Origin of the sequence: uncultured Granulicatella sp., assembly GCF_963516875.1 — a bacterium.
Lineage (GTDB): Bacteria > Bacillota > Bacilli > Lactobacillales > Aerococcaceae > Granulicatella.
This window is the reverse complement of record NZ_CAUQCL010000016.1, coordinates 17,698-39,066: the sequence shown is the minus strand read 5'-3', so window position 1 is coordinate 39,066 and position 21,369 is coordinate 17,698. Positions and strand designations below refer to the sequence as shown.

Sequence of the window (21,369 nt, the reverse complement as noted above, 5' to 3'; positions counted from 1 at the left end):
TGGCAATTTGTCAGTCCAAAGAACTGTCAAGTTTGGTTCTGGAGAGTTACCGATATTGTCTAGAGTATTCAAGAAACGGTAGTCCATCTTAGTAACACGGTGACGACCGTCATTACCCATACCAGCCATAGAAGTTGTGATGAATGTTGGGTCACCAGAATATAATTGATCATAAGCTTTTGTACGAGCAAATTTAACTGTACGTAATTTCATAACGAAATCATCAATGAATTCTTGGATTTCTGATTCTGTAAATGTACCACGAGCTAAGTCACGTTCAGCATAAACGTCTAAAACGATTGGCACACGTCCTAATGATGTAGCAGCACCATTGATAACACGACATACTGCCATGAAAGCAATGTTTACCCATTGGATAGCTTCTTTAGTATTCATCGCAGGTTTACGAACATCAACTCCGTATAAGTCACCTAAGCGAACAACTTGTTGTAATGCTTGGTATTGTAAGCTGATTTCTTCACGTAAACGAGTTGTTTCTTCATTGATTTCTTCAATTGAGTTCCAGTCGTTTAATTTTTCTTGCATTAAGTAGTCTGCACCGTATAAAGCAAGACGTGCATAAACACCGATGATACGTCCACGAGAGTATGCATCTGGAAGACCAGTTACAGTGTGAGCGTGACGAGCACGACGAATGTTTGAAGTATATGCACGGAAGATACCATCGTTAACTGTAGTCACGTATTTTGTAAAGATTTCGTGAACAGCTGGATCTGGTTCATATCCATTTTCTTTTAAAGTAGTTTCCGCCATACGGATACCACCTTTTGGCATGAAGTTCAATTTGAACAATTCATCATTTTGGATACCGTAGATTACTTCGTTTTCTTTGTCGATATATCCAGCAGGAATATCAGCAATAGAAGTTGGACGAGTGTCCATTGGGAAACGAGTTGCTTCATAGTGAGCTTTAGTTTCTTCAACTACTTTTTTGATGTGTAGTGAACGTTCTGTTGGCCCAGCAAGGAAGCTTTCATCTCCATCGTATGGTGTGTAGTTAGCTTGAACGAAGCGAGATACACTTGCTTTTTCTTTCCAATCTACACCCTTGAAGCCTTCCCAAGCTTTTTCAAAAAGTTCTTGGGATTCAACAACTGCTTTATTAACCATTTATTTTCCTCTTTTCTTTTATTTTTATTTTTTGTTTTTCTTTTAACAAGGTTATTATACATCTTTTCTCAAGAATTAGCAATGGAATAATCACAAAAATCTGTACTATTTTTTTATCTAAGTGATATTTATTACAAGTACTTTGTTCAAAAATTATAAAGAAAAGCTATTAAAAAACCTATTCTGAAAGCTTTCATCCTTAAAAATCAGTTAAAAGTTTAAATTGACACACCTCAAACTAACTGTATTAATACAGTTAAGTGAATATTACAACTCATAAAATAATTTAAATAATTCCGTCAATCATCTCTACATTAATGGTATACAATTCCTAAAACACTTGATTTTACTGTGTCCGCTTTCATTTTTAACGCATTCTTTTAACCATTTATCCTTCCATTATTCCAATAAAAACCTCTATATTCACACATATTTTAAATACTGTTCTAATACATCATTTAAAGATGTTTTTCTTCAAACAAAAAAGGTTGATGGAAAATCCATCAACCCTATTTCTATCTTTTAATTTTAAGCTTAGTCAATCACAACCGCAGTACCAGAGGCCATTACCATTAACATACCACCTGTTCCGACTGTTTCAGCATCAATTTTTACTCCCACAACTGCATTAGCTCCTAAATGAACGGCACGTTTTTCCAATTCACGAAGAGCATCTTCTCGAGCTTTTAATAATTCCTCTTCATACCCTTGAGAACGACCACCGAAGAAATCACGAAAACTTGCTCCAAGGTCTTTTAAAACATTCACCCCTGAAATAACTTCTCCAAAAGCAATTCCCTTATATTCTACAATTTTGTGTCCCTCAATTGTTGGTGTTGTTGTAATAATCATCCTAACCACTCCTTGTGATTTTTTTATTAAACTTATTATACACCTATTCTATTGACTTATCAATGGTAAAATCCAATGAACCCATCCCCAACTTATCGGCATAATAAAGACCATTGCCGGAAGCATATCCGCTACTGGGAACATTTTTACTTTTGCAATTCTCATTCCTGTTGCTAACATAATTACTCCTCCACAGGCTCTAAAATCTGCTAACATAACAGGATCTGTTAAAGGAAAAATCTGTGCCCCAATTAAAAACAATGAAAAGAAGATTGCAAATTGAGGTATCGCCACTAATGAAACAACATAACCAATATTACAAGCAAAAATAGCTGCCGTAAAAAAGTCTAATATTGATTTTGCAATTAAAACACTATGATCTCCCGTCATTCCTGAATCTAGTGAAGCATAAATACCCGTTCCACCAAAACAGAATAACACAATGACCGTTACTAACTGCGTTAAAAATTCTTCACGACTTAATCCATCATGATCTGAACCTATTAACTTTGTTACAGGTCGTTCTAATAATAGTCCCAACTGATTAATACGATGTCCTAGTTTGAAAGACACCCCAACAATCGTCCCTAAAATCATTGAAAATATTACGGTTGAAATATTTTGTACTAATCCCATTGAAGTGATTCCCAGCAACATAGATGATAATCCGAAAATTAAATTTAATTGAATTTTGATTTCAGACGGTACTTTATGTCCTGCAAATCCTCCAACAAATCCTCCTAATAAAATGGCAATTGAATCAACTATAATTCCTACTGGCATAAATTCTCCTTAGTTTCTAATTTTTGTCAATTCATCCTACCATTAATATAACTTCTATGCAATTGATATACTTTTTTATATTAATCGACATAAGTTTCTAAACGATAACTTCCTGCAGTAAAGAATACTAGTGCCATCACTAATACCATTGGAATACCCGGAAGTAATTCTTGACGATCAACGATTTGAACAAACCAGTAAACTGGACTAAAATGCGCTACCATATCGATAATCTCAGACTGAAATAGTTTTGGTGCCATTCCAAGTCCCGCAAGTAAGAGAGTACCGAAGACCCCTACTTGTTGAGCTATCATTGGATTTTTAAATATTCTAAATAAAAATAATCCTAGACTCAAACTATAAATAATCCCACTTGCCACTAATAAACAAACGTTAAACCAATTTGGAATACCTACATTCATCACTCTATCCATAAAGAAAATGATCAATAGATTCGCAACAAATATCACTATAAAGTATGCACCCAAAAAGCTCTTTGTAATCCACGCATTAGAACGTGGCGCTAATAATGAACGTTTTAATACATAATTTTTCTTAAAAGTAATTAAGTCAAATGAAATAGAAGATGTATTAAACAAAATATAAAACATCACTAACAATAGTAATAACACATAGCTTACAGTTGTTGAGTTTTCTTCTTCAAAATGAACGAGTTGATTTTCACTTTGCTTGAATAATTCTCCCTTTTCTAATATTCCTTCTTTTTGAAGAGTTGTATTGACTAATTGTTTTTGCAAGATTCCTTGCATATCTTGTTCTAATAAAACTTCTTTTTGTTTTTGACGACTATACACTTCCATCTGTATTTTTTGTCCATTTCCTAAAGATTGAACAAAATTTTTCGGAACAACATACACACTTCGAATATATCCTTTTTCCAAATCATTTAAGGCTTTTTCTTTATCCGTATAAAAAACATTTTCAGAATATAAACTTTCTAATTCTTTTTGAAACTCTTCATTTCCTTCTTTCAATACAATCGCTAATGAAGGAGTTGAGGAAGAAGTTGTTGTATTGTTTTTATTTGTAGTCGATAATTGAATGAATACCATAAAAAGTGTCACTATTGTTGGAAGAATTACCATTTGACCTATCAATGCTGGACTCTTTACGATTCTTTTAATATGAAATCCTATCCCTCTTAATAAATCCATTAGTATTCCTCCCTTCTTTGTAAACAACGAATTTGTAATTCCATAATCATTAAACTTACGATGATCATCACAATATAAATGATCATAAACTCTGCTATACCTTCTTGTTGCATCATACGAATGATTGGTTCAATCAATACTCTTCTAAATGGATTATCTCCAAACCAATGGAACATTGGACTCATTTTATCAAGTGGAATTGCCCCTGAAAAAAGAACAAATCCAAGTGAGATAATAGAAGAAACTAATCCTAACGTTTTCTCCGTAATAAATATACTTACAAATCCTGCTATCGATAGTATTGCAAATAATTGAATCGCTAAAATCCCTGCAATCCCCAATAGATTACCATTAAATGTTGATGGATTAATCACTTTCCAAATTCCTACATATAATAAAGTAAAAAGATAAAATTGGATAAAATTCGAAATCAATCCATACGTTTCTCTTTGGCGAACACTCAGTGGTAATAACTTCACTCGTTTATTTAGCCCACTTAATTCAGGCTTCACAGCACTTGCCACCACTGTTGAAAAAACCATAGCCAAAATCATCGTTAATTGCGCAGTAGAAAAGTATTGCTCACTTGTCAGCATTCGACTCGTTTGATAATCATTTCTTTGATAGAGTTCTGTACTAAGAACCTCATTTGTTCGTTGAAGAATTTGCGTAGATAATACAGCTGCTGTTGCATCATCGACTTGTTTTTTATCCTTCACCAATTCCTTCAACTCTACTTGCTCAAATAATTGACCAGTAATATTTTTCAAGATAATTTCATATGTCAATTGATCACTTGTCGAAACTTTTGATTTCTTTTGTACTTGAATTGGATTTGATTGCTGTCCCTCTGATACTATTTTGGAAAAATCTGTTGGAATAATAGCAATTAATTCTGCCTTTTCTTTATCAGTTATTACAGTGATGATTTTTTGTTCGTTTAATTGTTCAAGCGTTTTTTGAACAATATTTCCTAACACTTCTTGATCTTGATTTTCTACATATAATAATGTATCTACTTTATTCGGTTTACGTTCAATGACATTTTTACCTGAAAAATTAATAAACAGTCCTACTGCTAGCGGAGCTAATACAATCATAAAAAACAGCATATGAAACTGTTTGAACATCATCTGAATATTTGCTTTTAAAAAATACCAAAACTTCATAGTACTCTCCTTTAATCTCGTAATGCTTTTCCTGTTAATTTCAAGAAGGCTTCCTCTAATGTTGTTTCATTAACCGAAACTTTTTTAATAACTAAGTGATTTTCTTCGACTAAAGAGATAAATTTCATCATCGAGTAAATCGAACGATCCACGACTAAATTCATTTGACGATTTTCAACCGTTACTTCTTGAATACCATTCTCACTTTCTAAGACGACTTGCTCGAATCCTTGCGGAATACGATCCAGTACTACTTCAATAGAATACGTTAATCCTACTAATTCCTTCACATATTCTTTTGTTCCATATGCTACTTCTTCTCCAAGATCCATAATAAACACACGGTCACATAATGCTTCCACTTCTTCCATATAATGTGAAGTGTATAAAATAGTTGTACCTTGTTGATTTAAAGTTTCTAAAAAGTCAAAAATATGTTGTCTCGATTGTGGGTCAACCCCAACCGTTGGCTCATCTAAAATTAAAAATTCTGGTTGATGTAAGAGCGCAATCCCAATATTCAATCGTCTCTTCATCCCACCTGAAAAAGTTTTTACCTTTTCTTTTTTCTTTTCTTCTAATCCAGTTACTGCTAGAATTTCTGCAATTCTTTCTTTTAACGTATTCCCATATAAACCATATAGTCCACCAAAATATGTTAAATTATCGACAGCATTTAATTCTTCAATAATCGCCAATTCTTGTGGAACGACTCCTAATTTTTGTCGAATCGTTAATGCGTCTTCTTTAATCGAATGTCCGTCAATCAACACATCTCCTTGATCTGTTTTCTTTAATCCAGTAATGATATCAATCAGTGTTGATTTACCAGCTCCATTTGGTCCTAATAAACCAAAACATTCCCCTTTCATAATTTCAAAAGAAACTTGATTTAATACTTTTTTCTCATCAAATGATTTTGTAATAGATTGAATTTCAACGTATGCCATATTTGTTCTCCTTTATATTAATGTAAGAAAAATTTATAAAAAACAAAAGCTAAGAGTATTCCTAATAGAACCATTACGATTTTTTCTTTTCCTTTTTGATAGGTCATCATACTCTCTCTTCCCTTCGCTTTATTGTAATCTTATTATACAAATTATTCCCACACTCGCCTACTGACTTTAGTCACTAACAAGAATGACTTTAGTCATTTTTTTGTATCAAAAAAAGTGAGAAAAAACATTTTTGTTTCTTCTCACTATCTAAATTCTAGTCTTCTGGTTTATTCATTTTCTTCTGTGAATGAGCAGGTTTTGCGAAAATCATTCGACCCGCTGCAGTTTGTAATGCACTCGTTACAATAACATCGATTTCTTGATTCATGTAATATTGACCATCTTCAACAACAATCATTGTTCCATCATCCATATAAGCGACCCCTTGTTGCCTTTCAGTTCCCGCTTTAATGACTTGAATTTTCATCATTTCTCCAGGAATCACAACAGGTTTAATGGCATTTGCTAATGCATTAATATTGAAGACAGGAACATTTTGAAATTCACTAACTTTATTCAAATTATAATCATTTGTAATAATAACTCCATCAATCGCTTTAGCTAATCGAATTAACTTACGGTCTACTTCCGTAATATCATCATAGTCTCCATCATAGGTTTCAACTGGAACTTTCGATTCTTTTTGTAAAGCATTCAGAATATCTAATCCCCTACGTCCACGAACTCGTTTCACACTATCAGAACTATCCGCAATATATTGCAATTCATTCAGTACAAATACTGGAATGACTAATACCCCTTCTAAAAATCCAGTTTGCGCAATATCATAAATTCGTCCATCAATGATGACGCTCGTATCCAAAATTTTATATTTATGAAAGGCATCATCTACTTTTCTTTCCAACACTTGAGCCTCTTCTGCTTTTTTTCTCACTGAAATAATTTTCTGAAAATCAGCCCGACGACTCGTACCAATATAAAATCCCAAATAGCCAAATACAATACTCAATACTACAGGCGCAACTTGCGTAATAGCTGGAATCTGCAAATTCGTTAATGGTAAACTAATGAATGAAGCAACGACTAACCCTAGTAATGTTCCTAGTAAACCAAATATAATATAACTAACTGAAAATTGATTGACTACTTTTTCTAAACGTTTAAATCCTGCCATGATAGGTTTTGTTAATAATAAAGAAATAAAAAAGAAAATAATTGCACCAATCAATGCACTACACACAGCAGAATTTAACCATTCATTTGAGATTCCTATTAAATCCCAAAATGCTGGTAAATAGGTCACCCCTAAACTGCCTCCTAAAATCACAAATATGAGGATCATCATCCGTTTGGCAAAAAGCTGACCTTTTACAGATAAATCCATTTTACTCACCTTCCTTATCTAATGAATTTATTAAAATGCTTTTTGAATGGCTTCTTTCACAGAGGAAACTCCAACAACTTCAATTCCCTTTGGAAATTCCCATCCATCGATATTATTTTTCGGAATAAAAATTCGTTTAAATCCTAATTTTTGTGCTTCTTTCACACGATCACTAATACGATTTACACGACGAATTTCTCCCGTCAACCCAATTTCTCCTACAAAACAGTCATCTACAGCGGTTCCCTGTTCTTTATAACTTGAAACAATACTCATCGCAATTGCTAAATCAATCGCTGGTTCATTTAATTTCAAGCCCCCTGTAGATTTGAAATAAGCATCTTGATTTTGCAACAATAATCCGGCTCTTTTTTCTAATACTGCCATTAGTAGAGCGACTCGATTATAATCCAATCCACTCGTTGTTCTTCTAGCATTTCCAAAAATTGCTGGAGATAATAAACATTGAACTTCTGCTAAAATTGGACGGCTTCCTTCTAGAGACACAACAATTGCTGAACCTGTTGCTCCTTTTAAGCGTTCCTCCAAGAAAACTTCTGACGGATTTATCACTTCTTTTAATCCATCTTGCATCATCTCAAATACACCAATTTCATTTGTTGAGCCAAAACGATTTTTTACAGAACGTAAAATTCTAAAGCTATGATGTTTTTCTCCCTCAAAATATAATACAGTATCCACCATATGCTCCAACATTCTAGGTCCTGCCAAAGCTCCTTCTTTTGTCACATGGCCTACAATAAAAATTGCAATTTGATTTAACTTCGCTAATCTCATTAAAGTTGCAGTTGATTCTCTTACTTGAGAAACACTTCCTGCAATTCCTGTTGCTTGTGGATGTGCCATTGTTTGAATCGAATCGATAATGACATAGTCTGGCTTTATTTGTTCGACTTGTGTTACCACAGCTTGTAAATCTGTTTCCGGATAAATGTAAAACCCATCTGCTTGCATTCCTAAACGTTCTGCACGCATTTTTACTTGCGCAGCACTTTCCTCACCTGAAACGTATAAAACACTGCCTCCTGCTTTTTGTAACTGACTCGATACTTGTAATAACAAAGTAGACTTCCCAATTCCAGGGTCTCCTCCAATTAATACAAGAGAACCCGGAACTACTCCACCACCTAATACACGATCTAATTCTTGCATCGAAGTTTCTACACGTTTGACACGTTCATAAGCAACTTGATCAATACGAAGTGGTTTTGCTCGATTTTCTTCTTCAGAATGACTCACTAAAGATTGTTTTTTAGTACTACTTGTCGCAACTTCCTTATATTCTTCCATCGTACTCCATTGTCCACAGTTTGGACATTTCCCCAAATATCTAGGAGAAACATACCCACATTCTGAACAGAGATAACTAACGGTTGCTTTTGCCATAAAAACTCCTTTCTAGCGAACGCCTGATGAACCAAATCCACCTGTTCTTTCATTCGCTTCTTGTTCATCATCTTCATCTGCTTTCAAGAATGAATGGAAAATTCCTTGACCGATACGATCACCTTTTTGAATTTCCTTATCAAATAATCCAAAGTTCAATAATTGGAAATAAATATGTCCTTCATTTCCTTCATTATTATAGTAATCACTATCCACAACTCCTACCCCATTTGGTAATACTAAGAAGTGTTTTAATGGATTACTAGAGCGGTTTGCTAATTGTAAATATTCATCTTCTTGCATATACGCTTTAATTCCTGTAGGAACTAAAATTGGTTTTAATACTTTTTGTTCTTTTTCTAATTCAGCTTCCACTACTTCTCTATCAGTACGGTACACCCATTGTTTTAATTGAACGGCACAATATTTAAAAATCATCTTCCAAATACTTGGTAACACAATTGTTTCTGCTGCTTCAAAATCATATCCTGCTGAATGTTTTGTGGAACGTTTTGGGATATTAATCCCTTTATCTTGATAACTTGATATAATTTCAAATCCACGTTTTCTTTCCATTTTATCACCTTTTCTTATTATACTATTCTACTCTATCATAACATTGAAAGGGTAAAATTACACTAGAAGATTTCCTAATTTAAACAAATTTCAATATATCATCTATGTGTTATTCCCATTTCTATGCAACTTGCACAAAAATAGATTAAATTTTTAGTCATACAGACTGTAGGCTTTGAAAGCTTTTTCAAGTATAATTTAGTTATCCAATAAATAAAACAAAAGGGGATTATAAAATGGTACAAATGGAATTAAATCATATTCACAAAAAATATGACAATGCTGATTTTTATTCAGTAACAGACTTTAACTTACATATCAAAGATCGCGAATTTATCGTATTCGTAGGACCTTCTGGATGTGGTAAATCTACAACTTTACGTATGATTGCTGGTTTAGAAGATATTTCTGAAGGTGAATTAAAAATTGGCGATACTGTTATGAACGATGTTGCTCCTAAAGATCGTGATATTGCAATGGTATTCCAAAACTATGCGTTATATCCACATATGAGTGTTTATGATAACATGGCATTCGGATTAAAATTACGTAAATATGACAAAGCTGAAATCGACAAACGTGTTAAAAATGCAGCTGAAATCTTAGGATTAGCTCAATACTTAGATCGTAAACCAGCAGCTTTATCAGGTGGACAACGTCAACGTGTTGCTTTAGGTCGTGCAATCGTTCGTGATGCTAAAGTATTCTTAATGGACGAACCTCTATCAAACTTAGACGCTAAATTACGTGTTGCCATGCGTGCAGAAATCGCTAAATTACACCGTCGTTTAGAAACAACTACTATTTATGTAACACACGACCAAACTGAAGCGATGACAATGGCTGACCGTATCGTTATTATGAAAGACGGTATCGTTCAACAAATTGGTACTCCTCAAGAAGTTTACAACACTCCAAACAATGTATTCGTAGCTGGATTCATTGGATCACCAGCAATGAACTTCTTCAGAGTAACATTACAAGATGGCGTTATTTCAAACGGTAAAGGATTATCATTACAATTACCATTAGCGAAACAAAATCTATTAGAAGAAAAAGGATACAATGGTAAAGAATTAATCTTCGGTATCCGTCCAGAAGATATTAAAGGTTCACAAATCGTTCTTGAAACATATCCTTCATCTTCTGTAAAAGCTGAAGTTGTTGTATCAGAATTATTAGGTGCTGAAACAATGTTATATACTAAAGTAGATGACACTGAATTTGTATCTAAAGTAGATGCTCGTGACTTCCACAACCCAGGAGAAATGGTTGATTTAGCATTTGACTTAAATAAATCACACTTCTTCGATGCTGAAACTGAAACAGTTATCCGTTAATGCAAACGCAAAAAAGAAAGCTTCCTAAAAAGGGAGCTTTCTTTTATTAATCTTCATTCAAAAAATCAGCATTTTCTAGTCGCTTACTATCGATAATGGCTACTAGCATCACTTGTTCTTGAATCTCATAATCCGCACTTAATTGTGTATTTAAAGGAGAGTTTTCTTTTGTACGATATCCAATTAAGTTTAAGTCATATTGTTGACGTAAATGTAAATCTTTTAATGCTTTTCCTACCCATGATAATGGTGGATAAAATTCTACTAAGGAGATATTTTCATCTAATGCAATTACATCTGCTAATTTATGATGGAGGATATTTTTTGCAACACGTATTCCTGTTTCTTTTTCAGGATTGATAATTCTAGTTGCTCCCATTTTCATAAGGATTTCTGTTGAAGTTTTACTTTTTGCTTTTGCTACAATTTTTGGCACTCCTAATTTACTACAATGCATCACTGCTAAAATACTCGCTTCTAAATTACTTCCTGTAGCAACCACTACAACTTCACAGTCACTAATACCAATTTCTTCTAATACATGAATATCTGTAATATCTGCAACAACTCCTTTTGTCACATAAGGTTCTAATCGATTTACATTTTCTTCTTGACTATCTACTGCAATAATATCACAGTCATATTGGCTTAATTGTTTCGCAATTGTTGTACCAAATAATCCTAGCCCTAAGATTCCTACTGTTTTTGTCATATATATTCCTACTTTCTATCCAATTAATAATGGAGCTTTCGCATATTTTATCGATGAACTTTGTTTATTTCGATTTGAAAAACTTAATAAAACTGTTAATGGTCCAATTCTTCCTATAAACATTAATAACATAATAATAATTTGTCCAAACATCGATAGAGTCGGTGTTAAATTAGCCGTTACTCCTACTGTACACATAGCAGATATCGTTTCAAATAATGTATATAATAATGGAGCCTGTGGATCTGTAATACTTAATAAAAATACACTACTTAATGTTAATACGGTAAATATGATAAAAATCATTAATGATTTTCGAGCCATTTCATAGGAAATAGTATGATTTCTAAAATTAATCGATTTTTTCTCATAAATTTCAGAACGAATAAATAATAACACCACTAATACGGTTGTTGTTTTCACACCACCTGCTGTTCCTCCAGGAGAGCCTCCAATAAACATTTGAATACAATAGAGTAATAAAGTAGATGGATTTGCCTTTGTATAATCAATACTTGCAAATCCTGCTGTTCTCATTGTCACAGTTTGGAAAAAGCTCACTAATAATTTTTCTCCGAAATTCAAATTTCCAATTGTATCAGGATTACTCCACTCTGTTATCAATGTTAAGAAAGTTCCTGCTACCAAAATTCCGATCGTTAATAAAATAACTACTTTCGTATGATAATGTAATCGTTGATAAAATGATTTATGATATTTACTTTGAAGTGAACGACGATAACAAGAAAGAGAATTTTTCACATCAAACCATACTGCAAAACCAATTCCTCCTAATATAATCAACGCCGATATAACGATTGATAATAAAGGATCTGTTGCATAATCAATTAAACTATTACTTCCTAAATTATCAAATCCCGCATTACAAAAAGCTGAAATTGCAAAGAAAATCGCTGTAAATATTCCCTTACCAACTCCTAACATTGGAATAAAACGATAAGAAAGAACAATAGCCGCTATTCCCTCAATTAATATCGTATATTTAAAAATCGTTCTCAAATAATCTTTAAAATCCTTTGTATCATCACGATTTAAACTATCTTGCAATGCCAATCTATCTGTTAAAGATAATTTCTTACCAAAATCATATAAGAAAAAGGCAATCATACTCATTAAACCAAGTCCACCAATTTGCATTAAGAACATACAAATGATTTGACCAAATGTATTATAAGTAGAAGCGACCGGTTGAGTAAATAATCCTGTTACACAAACCATCGAAACAGTTGTAAACAAATGATCAAAATAAGTTGCCTGTGATGTCTCTAATTGTGAGATAGGTAAGTTTAGTAATAAAGAACCCACTAAAATGACAATAGCAAAACTAGCTGCTATTCTTTTAGGAATGGATTGTTGAAATAAAAAACGAATCATTTAATTCCTCCATTAATCATAAAAATCTATTCTTGAAAATTATAATGCTTTTCCAAAAAAAAATCGATAAAATAAATGAAATCTTATCTAAATGTTTAGTATAATACTAACGTAAACTTTTTAAAGGAGACTCTTATGAATATTACGATTATTAGTGTTGGAAAATTAAAAGAGAAATATTTAAAACAAGGAATTGACGAATATGCTAAGCGATTAGGAAATTATTGTAAACTTCAACTTATTGAAGTACCAGATGAAAAAGCTCCAGAAAATCTAAGTGAGAAAGAAATGGAACAAGTTAAAGATAAAGAAGGAGAAAAGATTCTTTCAAAAATAAAGGATTCTGATACCGTTATTGCTATGGCTATTGAAGGGGATTTAATTAGTTCAGAACAATTAGCTGAAAAGATTGAAAATTATGGAATTAATGGAAAAAGTTCTATTGCATTCATTATTGGAGGTTCATTAGGATTAAGTGATACTGTCAAAAAACGTGCGAATGCTAAAATTTCATTTGGAAGAATTACTCTTCCTCATCAACTAATGCGATTAGTATTAGTCGAACAAATTTATCGTTCTTTCCGAATTACAGCAGGACATGCGTATCATAAATAAGTTTTCATAAATTATAATAAAATCTATAAATATATTTCATAAATTCTTCATATTCTTCCACTATACTTTAGTCATTCCCAAATAAGATTATTTATCCTCCCAAAATAAATATTTCTAATCCTTTTTTCCACCGATGAGAAATCGGTGGTTTTTTATTTATAACAACTTGCGAATTAATTAACAAGTTATGTAAAAAAGCTGTGGAAAACATTTCCAGGCTCATCGACAAATTCTGTTGGTGGATAAAATTTAACACCAAATTAAGTCTTTAATTTTAACTGAACAAGGTGGAAGAAAATTAACGATTTAATCTATTTAACAATCAACCACAAACATAACTATGAACGAAATCTAGTTTTAACTTTATAATGAGTAGGGGCATGTTATCCGCGATTAGCGGTTTGGGGGCTGTGAAATTTGATATTATTTTTCGCTTCCCCCAAATCAACATGCCCATAGAGGCTCATTGTCAAGTTAAAACGACTCTATACAACCTTTCTTAAATCATAATGACTTTCTATTGACCGGGGTAAAGAAACACCCTTTGATAATCTTAATTCTTAATTTCATATTCTCAAAATTTCGATATCCATATGCTACACGTTTAATCACTTTGATTAAGTTATTCGTTCCTTCAATAGATCCATTAGAATATCCTTTCGTAAAGGCTTGATAAATTCCATCCTTAAAACGTTTAAACACTTCAAACTTCTTCTTAAATTCATAAGGTAATTGTCTTGGAATCTCCTTTATACATGTCATAAATGCCTCATAATCTTTCTTCTTGTAGGCTTTTCTAAGTTCTTGGATGAAATCATATGCATCTGATAACACTTCGTCAAAACTCAATAATTTATCTACTAATTGCGCTTGAGTAAGATAGGTTTTGAAGTGATAATTATACCTTAATTTTTCTTCATCTAATTCATCACTTGGTTTTAACAGCAGTTTCCAGTAGCGTTTCAATGTCTTCTGTTGTGTTGATTTAGCAGAGAATTGCTTCATAATTACAACTCGAAGTTGATTAAAATTACGATTCATATGTTGAACGATATGGAATCGATCTACTACGATAACAGCGTTTGGAAATACTGTTTTAATAAGGTTTTGATAAGAAGCATTCATATCCATCACTAAATATTTTACTTTTAAACGTTGTTTACGGGAGAACTTCATAAAGAAAGAAATCAATTCATGAAGTGTTCTACCAGGTAAAATATCAATTAATTGGCGATTTTCTCCATCTAAACAAATGAAATTCATTTTCCCTTGTTGAGTTTTAACGCCTCTAAATTCATCTAAACAAAGCACTTTAGGTAAATAGTTATATTGTTGCATTGTTTTTATTTTAAACTTCTTCATCACTCTTTCTACCGTTTTATCTGAAACAGAAAGAAGCTTCGCAATAGTTTTTCTAGAGAAATTTTCTTTTAAATATAACATGATTTGGCACTCTAAATCATAAGAAATATTACTGTTTTTAGGAACAAGAGGGCAATCTGCAACCCAAGTTTTACGACAATCTTTACAGATGAATCGTTGTACCTTCAAATCTAAAATAGTTTTATTCCCATATAGATGTGGAATTCTAATTTTATGTTCCATAGGAGAATGTTTAATCATATTTTCGCTAGAACAATATAGACAAGAAGTACAAGTATTTGTCCAAGTTCCTTTAACTTTATGAACAATTTCGTGGTTTTCTGTCACCGTTTCTAACCAATTTTCATCCGCAATAAAATTTTTTTCTGTTAATCCTAGTAATTTTCGTATACAATAGTCCATGAGAGAAATCCTCCTTTGATTGGTTTTGGTCGACTTAATCATAACTCGGATTTCTCTTTTTTGCATGTAAAAAATCCTGTCGGTGATTTCTCACCAACAGGATTTGTCGAACAACCCATTTCCACAGCCTTTACTCATTCAAAATTTATCCTCATCAGTGAAAAACTTAAAATTATTGAGCAACAATATTCACAGTCATTGTCGCTTGAACATCATGATGTAATTTAACAGGTACTCTAGCAAAACCTAATGCACGAATTGGAGCGGCTAATTCAAATTTACGACGATCTAATGATAAATTAAATGTTTTATTGAATTCTTCTGCAATTTGTTTTGCTGGAATTGCTCCGAATAAACGTCCATCTTCACCTGCTTTAGCTTTAATTGTTACAACTGTTTCTTCTTTTTCTAAGAATTCTTTTAATTCTTTTGCTTGCGCCAATAATTCAGCATTATGTTTTTCTTCAGCTTTCTTTTGACCTGCTAAAGTTGACAAGCTAGCATTTGTTGCTTCTTTTGCTAAACCATTTTTAATAAGGAAATTTTGTGCATAGCCATCTGCTACATTTTTTACATCTCCTTTTTTACCTTTACCTTTAACATCTTGTAGAAAAATAACTTTCATTTTTCTAACCTCCTATAAATCTATTTCATTTCCTAATTCAGAAATAACTTCTTTTAATTGTGTAACAGCCTCTTCAATTGTTGTATCACTTAATTGAGTAGCTGCATTTGAGAGATGTCCACCACCGCCCATTTTTTCCATTACACGTTGTACATTTTTATTTCCTAAACTTCTTCCACTAATACCAATTCGTCCATCTTCACGTTTTGTAACAACAAATGAAGCATCAATATTTTCCATTGAAAGCATCATATCTGCTGTTTGTGCAGCTACAACTGTAGGATAAGGATTATCTTCTTCTCCTTGTACAATTCCAATATTATTATCTAATAAAATTAATGAATTTAATAAATGACTTCTTAATAAATAAGTTTCTACATTTTCTTTCAATAATCTTTGAATGAGGATTGTATCTGCTCCTACTGATTTTAAGTAACTTGCTGCATCAAATGTTCTTGAACCTGTTCTTAATGTAAAGTTTCTTGTATCTACAATAATTCCACCTAACATAGCCGTTGCTTCAATTGGTTGAATACTTTCTGTATAGTTATTCTGATATTCAAATAATTCCGTAATTAGTTCCCCTGTAGAAGATGCGTATGGTTCGATATAAACTAACACAGGATTTTTTGGAAAATCTTGACTTCTTCTATGATGATCAATAACTACAATTTTATTTGCTTGTTCTAACACTTCTGGAGCAGCAGCAATAACCGGACGACTAACATCAACTAATATTACTAATGTATTCGGAGTTAGTTTTTCTAATGCTTCTTCTGGAGTAATAATATCCTCTCGTAAATCTTTTTGTTCTCGAATTACATCCATTAATTTATGAATATCGTGAGAAAACTGATTTTCATTCGTGACAATCCACGCTTTTTTCTGATTCATTTTAGCAATTCTTCTAATTCCTAAACATCCACCAATAGCATCCATATCTGGGAACTGATGTCCCATTATAATAATTTCAGATGCCTCTTCCATTAAGTCTTTCAATGCTTGAGAAACCATTCTTGCTCTCACTCTTGTACGTTTCTCCATTGGATTAGATTTTCCACCATAGAAACGTGCATCTTCATTTTGAGAACGAACAACAACTTGGTCTCCACCTCGTCCAAGAGCTAAATCTAAATTAGCTTGTGCATACGATGCAATTTCTGGGTATTTAACATCATTATTATTTTTATCAGCATAGGAGAAGCCCATACTAACTGTTAATGGAAAATTTTGTTTTGCTGTAGTTTCACGAATCTTATCCATAATATCAAACTTTTCTTTTTCCAAAGTTTCTAACGATTTGCGATTTAAAAATGCGATAAATCGATCATCGTCCACTCTTTTCATAAAGATATTATGATGGATTGCCCAACTGGATAATTGATTCGTTACAAAATTATTTAAATTAGACTTTCTTCTATCATTTAATGACTGGGAAACTTCCGAAAAATTATCTAAAAATATTTGCCCAAAAACGATTTGTTCCTCATAATATTTTTCCTCAATACTTGCATATTCAGTAATATCCGTTAAATAAATCATTCGAATATCTGGATGTACGATTACTTGATATTTTTTATTTTCGTGAGAAAAAATATCCTTTTCTTTGTGTTGTTGAATTTGTCTTTTCACTTGATAAAATAATCGTTCATTTAATTGTTTTAGTGGCACTCCAATAACATTTTGTTTTTGAAGTTTTTTCTGTAAATATGGATTTACCCATCTAATATTTTCTTTTTCATCATATAAAATCATACCAATTGGCATTTTTAAATAAGCATCCTGCTCACCTTTACGAATTTGATATGCTAAATCAGTTGCATAATCATTTATTCGTTTTGAAATAATATGAATTGAAAAATAGGTTAAAATGGCAAACAAACATAACCAAATAAGTACTATAAAACCTAACCAAGGATGAATCATAAAACTCATCATACACATAATACTTAAAAGAATTATAAATGAACCACCATAATATTTTACAGATGGAATTCTTAGATAAGACGGAAGTTTTTCATACCATTCTTTAAAATGATTTAACATATGTTTATCACCATCTTTCTATATACATTTTAACATATTTTAAAGCTAAGGAATACCCTTCATACTTTTTCAAAATGTTTCACGTGAAACATTTACTCCAACATCAGAGAAAAACTTCTAATGTTTCACGTGAAACATTTTGATAGAAAAAAGGACTGGAAAACCAGTCCTTTATCTTCATTAGTCTACTGTTGTAAATGGTAATAATCCCATAATACGAGCACGTTTAATAGCAACAGTTAAAAGACGTTGATATTTAGCACAAGTACCTGTTACACGACGTGGTAAGATTTTACCTTTTTCAGAAATGTAGCGTTTTAATAATTCTACATCTTTGTAATCGATATATGTAATGTGGTTTGCAGTGAAGTAGCAAACTTTTTTACGACGACGAGCGCCGCCACCTCTACGTTGTTGAGCCATTACGGTATCCTCCTTTTGATTAGAATGGTAAATCATCGTCAGAAATATTAATTGCTTCTCCATTCGCTAAGAATGGGTCTGCTGGAACATTTCCAAATGATGATGTAGGAGCACTTGGTGTGTTAAAACCACCTTGTGATTGATACTGATTTTGTTGTGAATAACCATTATATGAATCATTTACTGGACGTTGTTCAGTCACATTTTTTGATTCTAAGAATGAAAAATTATCAACGACTACTTCAGTTACATACACTTTTTGTCCTTGTTGATTGTCATAACTTCTAGTTTCAATATGTCCTTCAACACCAATTAATGAACCTTTACGAGTAAACTTCGCTAAATTCTCTGCAGCTTTTCTCCAAACTCTACAACTAATAAAGTCTGTTTCTCTAGTTCCTTGTTGATTTGTATAACGGCGGTCACATGCAATTGAAAAAGTTCCAACTGCTACTCCATTTGGAGTATATTTTAAGTCTACTGGTCGAGTTAAACGACCTACTAACACAACATTATTGATCATAGTATCTGCTCCTTTCAAGATTTGTTTTACTTAATATTAAGCAAATGCTTCTACTTTAACAATCATATGACGTAAGATGTCATTGCTGATTTTAGCTAAACGGTCGAATTCGTCAATTGCTTTTGCATCTTCAGCAGTGATGTTCACTAAATGATAGATACCTTCGTGGAAATCTTTAATTTCGTATGCAAAACGACGTTTCGCCCAGTCTTTAGATTCAACAACAACAGCGCCATTGTCTGTTAATACAGCATCAAATCTTGCAACCAATTCAGCTTTAGCAGCTTCATCGATGTTTGGACGGATGATGTATAAAATCTCGTATTTTGATGTTTGACTCATTGACTGTCACCTCCTTATGGTCTTTTGGCTTATTCTTTTGAACAAGCAAGGAGAGTATTAATACTAATACTCACGTTCCATTATTATAGCAGAGAAATTGCATTCTGACAACGATTTTGCATTATTTTTTATATAAAAAACAGTACGCAGAATAATCCACATACTGTTTAAAAAATTATTCCCAAACTTCACGAACGATTTCATCGATTAGTTTTAATTTATCCCATTGTGCTTCAATTGTTAAAATATTTCCTTCTTCAGTTGAAGAGAATCCACATTGAGGACTTAAGCATAATTGTTCTAGAGGAACGTATTTGCTTGCTTCATTAATACGAGCAATGACTTCATCTTTATCTTCTAAGTCACCAGATTTAGAAGTAATTAATCCTAATACAACTTTTTGGTCTTTAATATAACGAAGTGGAGTAAAATCTCCAGCACGATCACTATCATATTCTAAGAAGAATCCATCTACACGGCAATGACCGAATAATGTTTTAGCAACTGGTTCATAACCACCACTTGAGAACCATGTTGAACGGAAATTACCACGGCAAATATGCATATTTACTACTAAATCTTCTGGTTTCCATTCAATTACACGGTTTAACACGTCTACATAATCACGAGCAATTTGTTCTAGGTCAAAACCACGTGCTTCATAGGCTTCACGCTTATCTAAAGCACAGAATTCTCCCCAACTTGTATCATCTAATTGAATATTACGGCATCCTAAGTCGTAGAAGTATTGTAAAGCTTTACGATAGGCTGCTACAACATCATCATAGAATAATGCTTCATTATCTTTGTAACGATCAATTGGAACATAGTTTTTCTCACGTACTTGTGTAATTAAATGCAACATACTTGGTGAAGGAATCGTTAATTTTACCGGTGTATCTCCAGCATGTTCTTTTAAGAATTTGAAGTGTTTTACGAATGGATGGCTTTCTGAAAAATCAATTTTTCCAACAATGCGTAAAGTTTTTGGTTTTACATCTTTATCTTTGAATTGAACTGAGAAATGTTCTACTTCTACTAACTCCACTCCATCTAAATTTTCTAAGAAATCTAAATGCCAGAAAGCACGACGGAATTCTCCATCTGTAATGGATTGAAGACCAAGCTCTTTTTCTTTTTCAACTAAAGCAATAATTTCTTCATTTTCTACACGTTCTAATTCTTCAGCAGTAATTTCTCCAGCACTAAATTTAGCACGTGCTTCTTTTAATCTTTCTGGACGTAAGAAACTTCCTACGTGATCTAAGCGGAAAGGCGCTTTTTGACAACAATTACAATTTTCATGATTTGACATATTTATTCCTCTTTTCTTTTATTCAGCTTCTGGTAAATAAGCAATTGCGCGCACAGGTGAACCTGGTGTACGTTTCCAGTTTGGATAAGATACTGAAATAACCGCACCTACTGCAGGAACTTGATCAAGATTTGCTAATACTTCTACTTGATAAATGTTTTGGCTTAGTAAATAATACTCATTTGTTAACCCATGTGCCGCCGCATGAACTCCTGAATCTGTATCTAATGTTTCATGTCCTACTGCTTTTACATGACGTTCATGAATTAAAAATTCTAGTGCTTCTTTACTCCAACCTGGTGTTTGTTGAACACTATTTTCATCAAGATTACGAATTGCATCTTAACTTGGCCAACGATGTGACCAATCACTACGAAAGGCAACAAATGCACCTGTTTCAATTTCTCCATATTCTTCTTCAAATGCTAATACATCTTCTTTTGTTAATTCATAGTTTGAGTTTTCAGCTACTTCTTTTGAACGATCAATCACGTATAATGGTAACAGTAAATCTTTTAACTCTAATTCATCAAGGAATCGTCCACCTTCAACAAAATGGCAAGGCGGATCAATATGTGTTCCGTATTGAGTCACTACTGATAATTGTTGTACATGAAAACCATCATTTAATGTAAATAAATCTTTTTGTTCTAATGCTGGCAAAGCAGGAAAATGAGGACTATTGGCATCAATTTGATGGCTTAAATTCACCCATTTTGCTTGTTTTAATGTTTTAAATGCTTGAGTTAGTTGTTGTTGAAATGTTGTCATTATGACACTTCCCTTCTAAAAAAATGGAAGGCTATGGA

20 protein-coding genes and 1 pseudogene are annotated in these 21,369 nt (G+C 32.6%); 2 read left to right on the top strand and 19 right to left on the bottom strand.

Going from position 1 to position 21,369, the window contains the following annotated elements; genetic code table 11:
- The 9 genes from RWM24_RS06760 to RWM24_RS06720 all read right to left on the bottom strand — a co-directional run.
- A partial coding sequence (locus RWM24_RS06760; protein WP_314112740.1) for a pyruvate formate lyase family protein occupies positions 1-1,131 on the bottom strand: 1,131 nt, incomplete at its 3' end.
- 534 nt (positions 1,132-1,665) lie between these two features.
- Positions 1,666-1,983, bottom strand: a complete 318-nt coding sequence (locus RWM24_RS06755) for a heavy metal-binding domain-containing protein (protein WP_314112738.1) — start codon at positions 1,981-1,983, stop codon at positions 1,666-1,668.
- Between the two features lie 48 nt (positions 1,984-2,031).
- Positions 2,032-2,766 (bottom strand): DUF554 domain-containing protein, encoded by a 735-nt coding sequence (locus tag RWM24_RS06750; protein WP_314112736.1) that lies wholly within the window; start codon positions 2,764-2,766, stop codon positions 2,032-2,034.
- Between the two features lie 80 nt (positions 2,767-2,846).
- Positions 2,847-3,941 (bottom strand): ABC transporter permease, encoded by a 1,095-nt coding sequence (locus tag RWM24_RS06745; RefSeq protein ID WP_314112734.1) that lies wholly within the window; start codon positions 3,939-3,941, stop codon positions 2,847-2,849.
- Positions 3,941-5,110, bottom strand: coding sequence for an ABC transporter permease (locus RWM24_RS06740; RefSeq protein ID WP_314112731.1), 1,170 nt, complete (start codon positions 5,108-5,110; stop codon positions 3,941-3,943). The genes RWM24_RS06745 and RWM24_RS06740 overlap by 1 nt, the downstream gene beginning before the upstream one ends.
- 11 nt (positions 5,111-5,121) lie before the next feature.
- On the bottom strand, positions 5,122-6,060 hold the full coding sequence (locus tag RWM24_RS06735) for an ABC transporter ATP-binding protein (protein ID WP_314112729.1): 939 nt from the start codon (positions 6,058-6,060) through the stop codon (positions 5,122-5,124).
- A gap of 265 nt (positions 6,061-6,325) precedes the next feature.
- Positions 6,326-7,456 carry a PIN/TRAM domain-containing protein gene (locus RWM24_RS06730; protein ID WP_314112727.1) on the bottom strand — a complete coding sequence of 377 codons (1,131 nt, stop codon included), beginning with the start codon at positions 7,454-7,456 and terminating at the stop codon, positions 6,326-6,328.
- Between the two features lie 30 nt (positions 7,457-7,486).
- Positions 7,487-8,863: a DNA repair protein RadA gene (radA, locus tag RWM24_RS06725; RefSeq protein ID WP_314112725.1), complete on the bottom strand. Its 1,377-nt coding sequence runs from the start codon at positions 8,861-8,863 to the stop codon at positions 7,487-7,489.
- A gap of 12 nt (positions 8,864-8,875) precedes the next feature.
- Positions 8,876-9,439 carry a dUTP diphosphatase gene (locus RWM24_RS06720; RefSeq protein WP_314112723.1) on the bottom strand — a complete coding sequence of 188 codons (564 nt, stop codon included), beginning with the start codon at positions 9,437-9,439 and terminating at the stop codon, positions 8,876-8,878.
- 236 nt (positions 9,440-9,675) lie between these two features.
- Between RWM24_RS06720 and RWM24_RS06715 the strand changes: the two genes are divergently transcribed.
- Positions 9,676-10,779, top strand: coding sequence for a sn-glycerol-3-phosphate ABC transporter ATP-binding protein UgpC (locus RWM24_RS06715; RefSeq protein WP_314112721.1), 1,104 nt, complete (start codon positions 9,676-9,678; stop codon positions 10,777-10,779).
- Positions 10,780-10,825: 46 nt separating this feature from the next.
- Here the strand turns inward: RWM24_RS06715 and RWM24_RS06710 are convergent, their stop codons facing one another.
- Together RWM24_RS06710 and RWM24_RS06705 are read right to left on the bottom strand one after the other, a co-directional pair.
- Entirely contained in the window at positions 10,826-11,491 is a 666-nt protein-coding gene (locus tag RWM24_RS06710; RefSeq protein WP_314112719.1) for a TrkA family potassium uptake protein, read from the bottom strand.
- A 15-nt stretch (positions 11,492-11,506) separates the two neighbouring features.
- Positions 11,507-12,886 (bottom strand): potassium transporter TrkG, encoded by a 1,380-nt coding sequence (locus RWM24_RS06705; protein WP_314112718.1) that lies wholly within the window; start codon positions 12,884-12,886, stop codon positions 11,507-11,509.
- A 135-nt stretch (positions 12,887-13,021) separates the two neighbouring features.
- Here RWM24_RS06705 and rlmH point away from each other — a divergent pair, with 135 nt between their 5' ends.
- Positions 13,022-13,501 carry a 23S rRNA (pseudouridine(1915)-N(3))-methyltransferase RlmH gene (gene rlmH, locus RWM24_RS06700; RefSeq protein WP_314112717.1) on the top strand — a complete coding sequence of 160 codons (480 nt, stop codon included), beginning with the start codon at positions 13,022-13,024 and terminating at the stop codon, positions 13,499-13,501.
- A 504-nt stretch (positions 13,502-14,005) separates the two neighbouring features.
- Here the strand turns inward: rlmH and RWM24_RS06695 are convergent.
- From RWM24_RS06695 to RWM24_RS06660, 8 genes and pseudogenes are all read right to left on the bottom strand, one after another.
- On the bottom strand, positions 14,006-15,286 hold the full coding sequence (locus RWM24_RS06695; RefSeq protein WP_314112716.1) for an ISL3 family transposase: 1,281 nt from the start codon (positions 15,284-15,286) through the stop codon (positions 14,006-14,008).
- A 172-nt stretch (positions 15,287-15,458) separates the two neighbouring features.
- A complete protein-coding gene (gene rplI, locus RWM24_RS06690; protein ID WP_314077768.1) occupies positions 15,459-15,911 on the bottom strand; it encodes a 50S ribosomal protein L9 in 453 nt (150 codons plus the stop codon).
- A 12-nt stretch (positions 15,912-15,923) separates the two neighbouring features.
- The gene (locus RWM24_RS06685) at positions 15,924-17,957 is read right to left on the bottom strand and encodes a DHH family phosphoesterase (RefSeq protein WP_314112715.1); all 2,034 of its coding nucleotides are present in this window, start codon (positions 17,955-17,957) and stop codon (positions 15,924-15,926) included.
- 180 nt (positions 17,958-18,137) lie between these two features.
- Entirely contained in the window at positions 18,138-18,380 is a 243-nt protein-coding gene (gene rpsR / locus RWM24_RS06680; protein ID WP_006703119.1) for a 30S ribosomal protein S18, read from the bottom strand.
- 19 nt (positions 18,381-18,399) lie between these two features.
- Positions 18,400-18,903: a single-stranded DNA-binding protein gene (ssb, locus tag RWM24_RS06675; protein ID WP_314112712.1), complete on the bottom strand. Its 504-nt coding sequence runs from the start codon at positions 18,901-18,903 to the stop codon at positions 18,400-18,402.
- 36 nt (positions 18,904-18,939) lie between these two features.
- A complete protein-coding gene (gene rpsF, locus RWM24_RS06670; protein WP_314112710.1) occupies positions 18,940-19,245 on the bottom strand; it encodes a 30S ribosomal protein S6 in 306 nt (101 codons plus the stop codon).
- A 175-nt stretch (positions 19,246-19,420) separates the two neighbouring features.
- Positions 19,421-20,560 (bottom strand): 5-methyltetrahydropteroyltriglutamate--homocysteine S-methyltransferase, encoded by a 1,140-nt coding sequence (locus RWM24_RS06665; RefSeq protein WP_314112708.1) that lies wholly within the window; start codon positions 20,558-20,560, stop codon positions 19,421-19,423.
- Between the two features lie 18 nt (positions 20,561-20,578).
- Positions 20,579-21,331: pseudogene (locus RWM24_RS06660) on the bottom strand (cyclase family protein).
- Positions 21,332-21,369: the final 38 nt, after the last annotated feature.

What these genes read in the sequence shown, in the direction of transcription:
- rpsR (WP_006703119.1), bottom strand. Translation starts at nt 18,380, where the DNA reads ATGGCTCAACAACGTAGAGGTGGCGGCGCTCGTCGTCGTAAAAAAGTT.
- RWM24_RS06740 (WP_314112731.1), bottom strand. Translation starts at nt 5,110, where the DNA reads ATGAAGTTTTGGTATTTTTTAAAAGCAAATATTCAGATGATGTTCAAA.
- ssb (WP_314112712.1), bottom strand. Translation starts at nt 18,903, where the DNA reads ATGATCAATAATGTTGTGTTAGTAGGTCGTTTAACTCGACCAGTAGAC.
- rpsF (WP_314112710.1), bottom strand. Translation starts at nt 19,245, where the DNA reads ATGAGTCAAACATCAAAATACGAGATTTTATACATCATCCGTCCAAAC.
- radA (WP_314112725.1), bottom strand. Translation starts at nt 8,863, where the DNA reads ATGGCAAAAGCAACCGTTAGTTATCTCTGTTCAGAATGTGGGTATGTT.
- RWM24_RS06710 (WP_314112719.1), bottom strand. Translation starts at nt 11,491, where the DNA reads ATGACAAAAACAGTAGGAATCTTAGGGCTAGGATTATTTGGTACAACA.
- RWM24_RS06705 (WP_314112718.1), bottom strand. Translation starts at nt 12,886, where the DNA reads ATGATTCGTTTTTTATTTCAACAATCCATTCCTAAAAGAATAGCAGCT.
- rlmH (WP_314112717.1), top strand. Translation starts at nt 13,022, where the DNA reads ATGAATATTACGATTATTAGTGTTGGAAAATTAAAAGAGAAATATTTA.
- RWM24_RS06685 (WP_314112715.1), bottom strand. Translation starts at nt 17,957, where the DNA reads ATGTTAAATCATTTTAAAGAATGGTATGAAAAACTTCCGTCTTATCTA.
- RWM24_RS06730 (WP_314112727.1), bottom strand. Translation starts at nt 7,456, where the DNA reads ATGGATTTATCTGTAAAAGGTCAGCTTTTTGCCAAACGGATGATGATC.
- RWM24_RS06745 (WP_314112734.1), bottom strand. Translation starts at nt 3,941, where the DNA reads ATGGATTTATTAAGAGGGATAGGATTTCATATTAAAAGAATCGTAAAG.
- RWM24_RS06735 (WP_314112729.1), bottom strand. Translation starts at nt 6,060, where the DNA reads ATGGCATACGTTGAAATTCAATCTATTACAAAATCATTTGATGAGAAA.
- RWM24_RS06715 (WP_314112721.1), top strand. Translation starts at nt 9,676, where the DNA reads ATGGTACAAATGGAATTAAATCATATTCACAAAAAATATGACAATGCT.
- RWM24_RS06750 (WP_314112736.1), bottom strand. Translation starts at nt 2,766, where the DNA reads ATGCCAGTAGGAATTATAGTTGATTCAATTGCCATTTTATTAGGAGGA.
- rplI (WP_314077768.1), bottom strand. Translation starts at nt 15,911, where the DNA reads ATGAAAGTTATTTTTCTACAAGATGTTAAAGGTAAAGGTAAAAAAGGA.
- RWM24_RS06665 (WP_314112708.1), bottom strand. Translation starts at nt 20,560, where the DNA reads ATGTCAAATCATGAAAATTGTAATTGTTGTCAAAAAGCGCCTTTCCGC.
- RWM24_RS06755 (WP_314112738.1), bottom strand. Translation starts at nt 1,983, where the DNA reads ATGATTATTACAACAACACCAACAATTGAGGGACACAAAATTGTAGAA.
- RWM24_RS06720 (WP_314112723.1), bottom strand. Translation starts at nt 9,439, where the DNA reads ATGGAAAGAAAACGTGGATTTGAAATTATATCAAGTTATCAAGATAAA.
- RWM24_RS06695 (WP_314112716.1), bottom strand. Translation starts at nt 15,286, where the DNA reads ATGGACTATTGTATACGAAAATTACTAGGATTAACAGAAAAAAATTTT.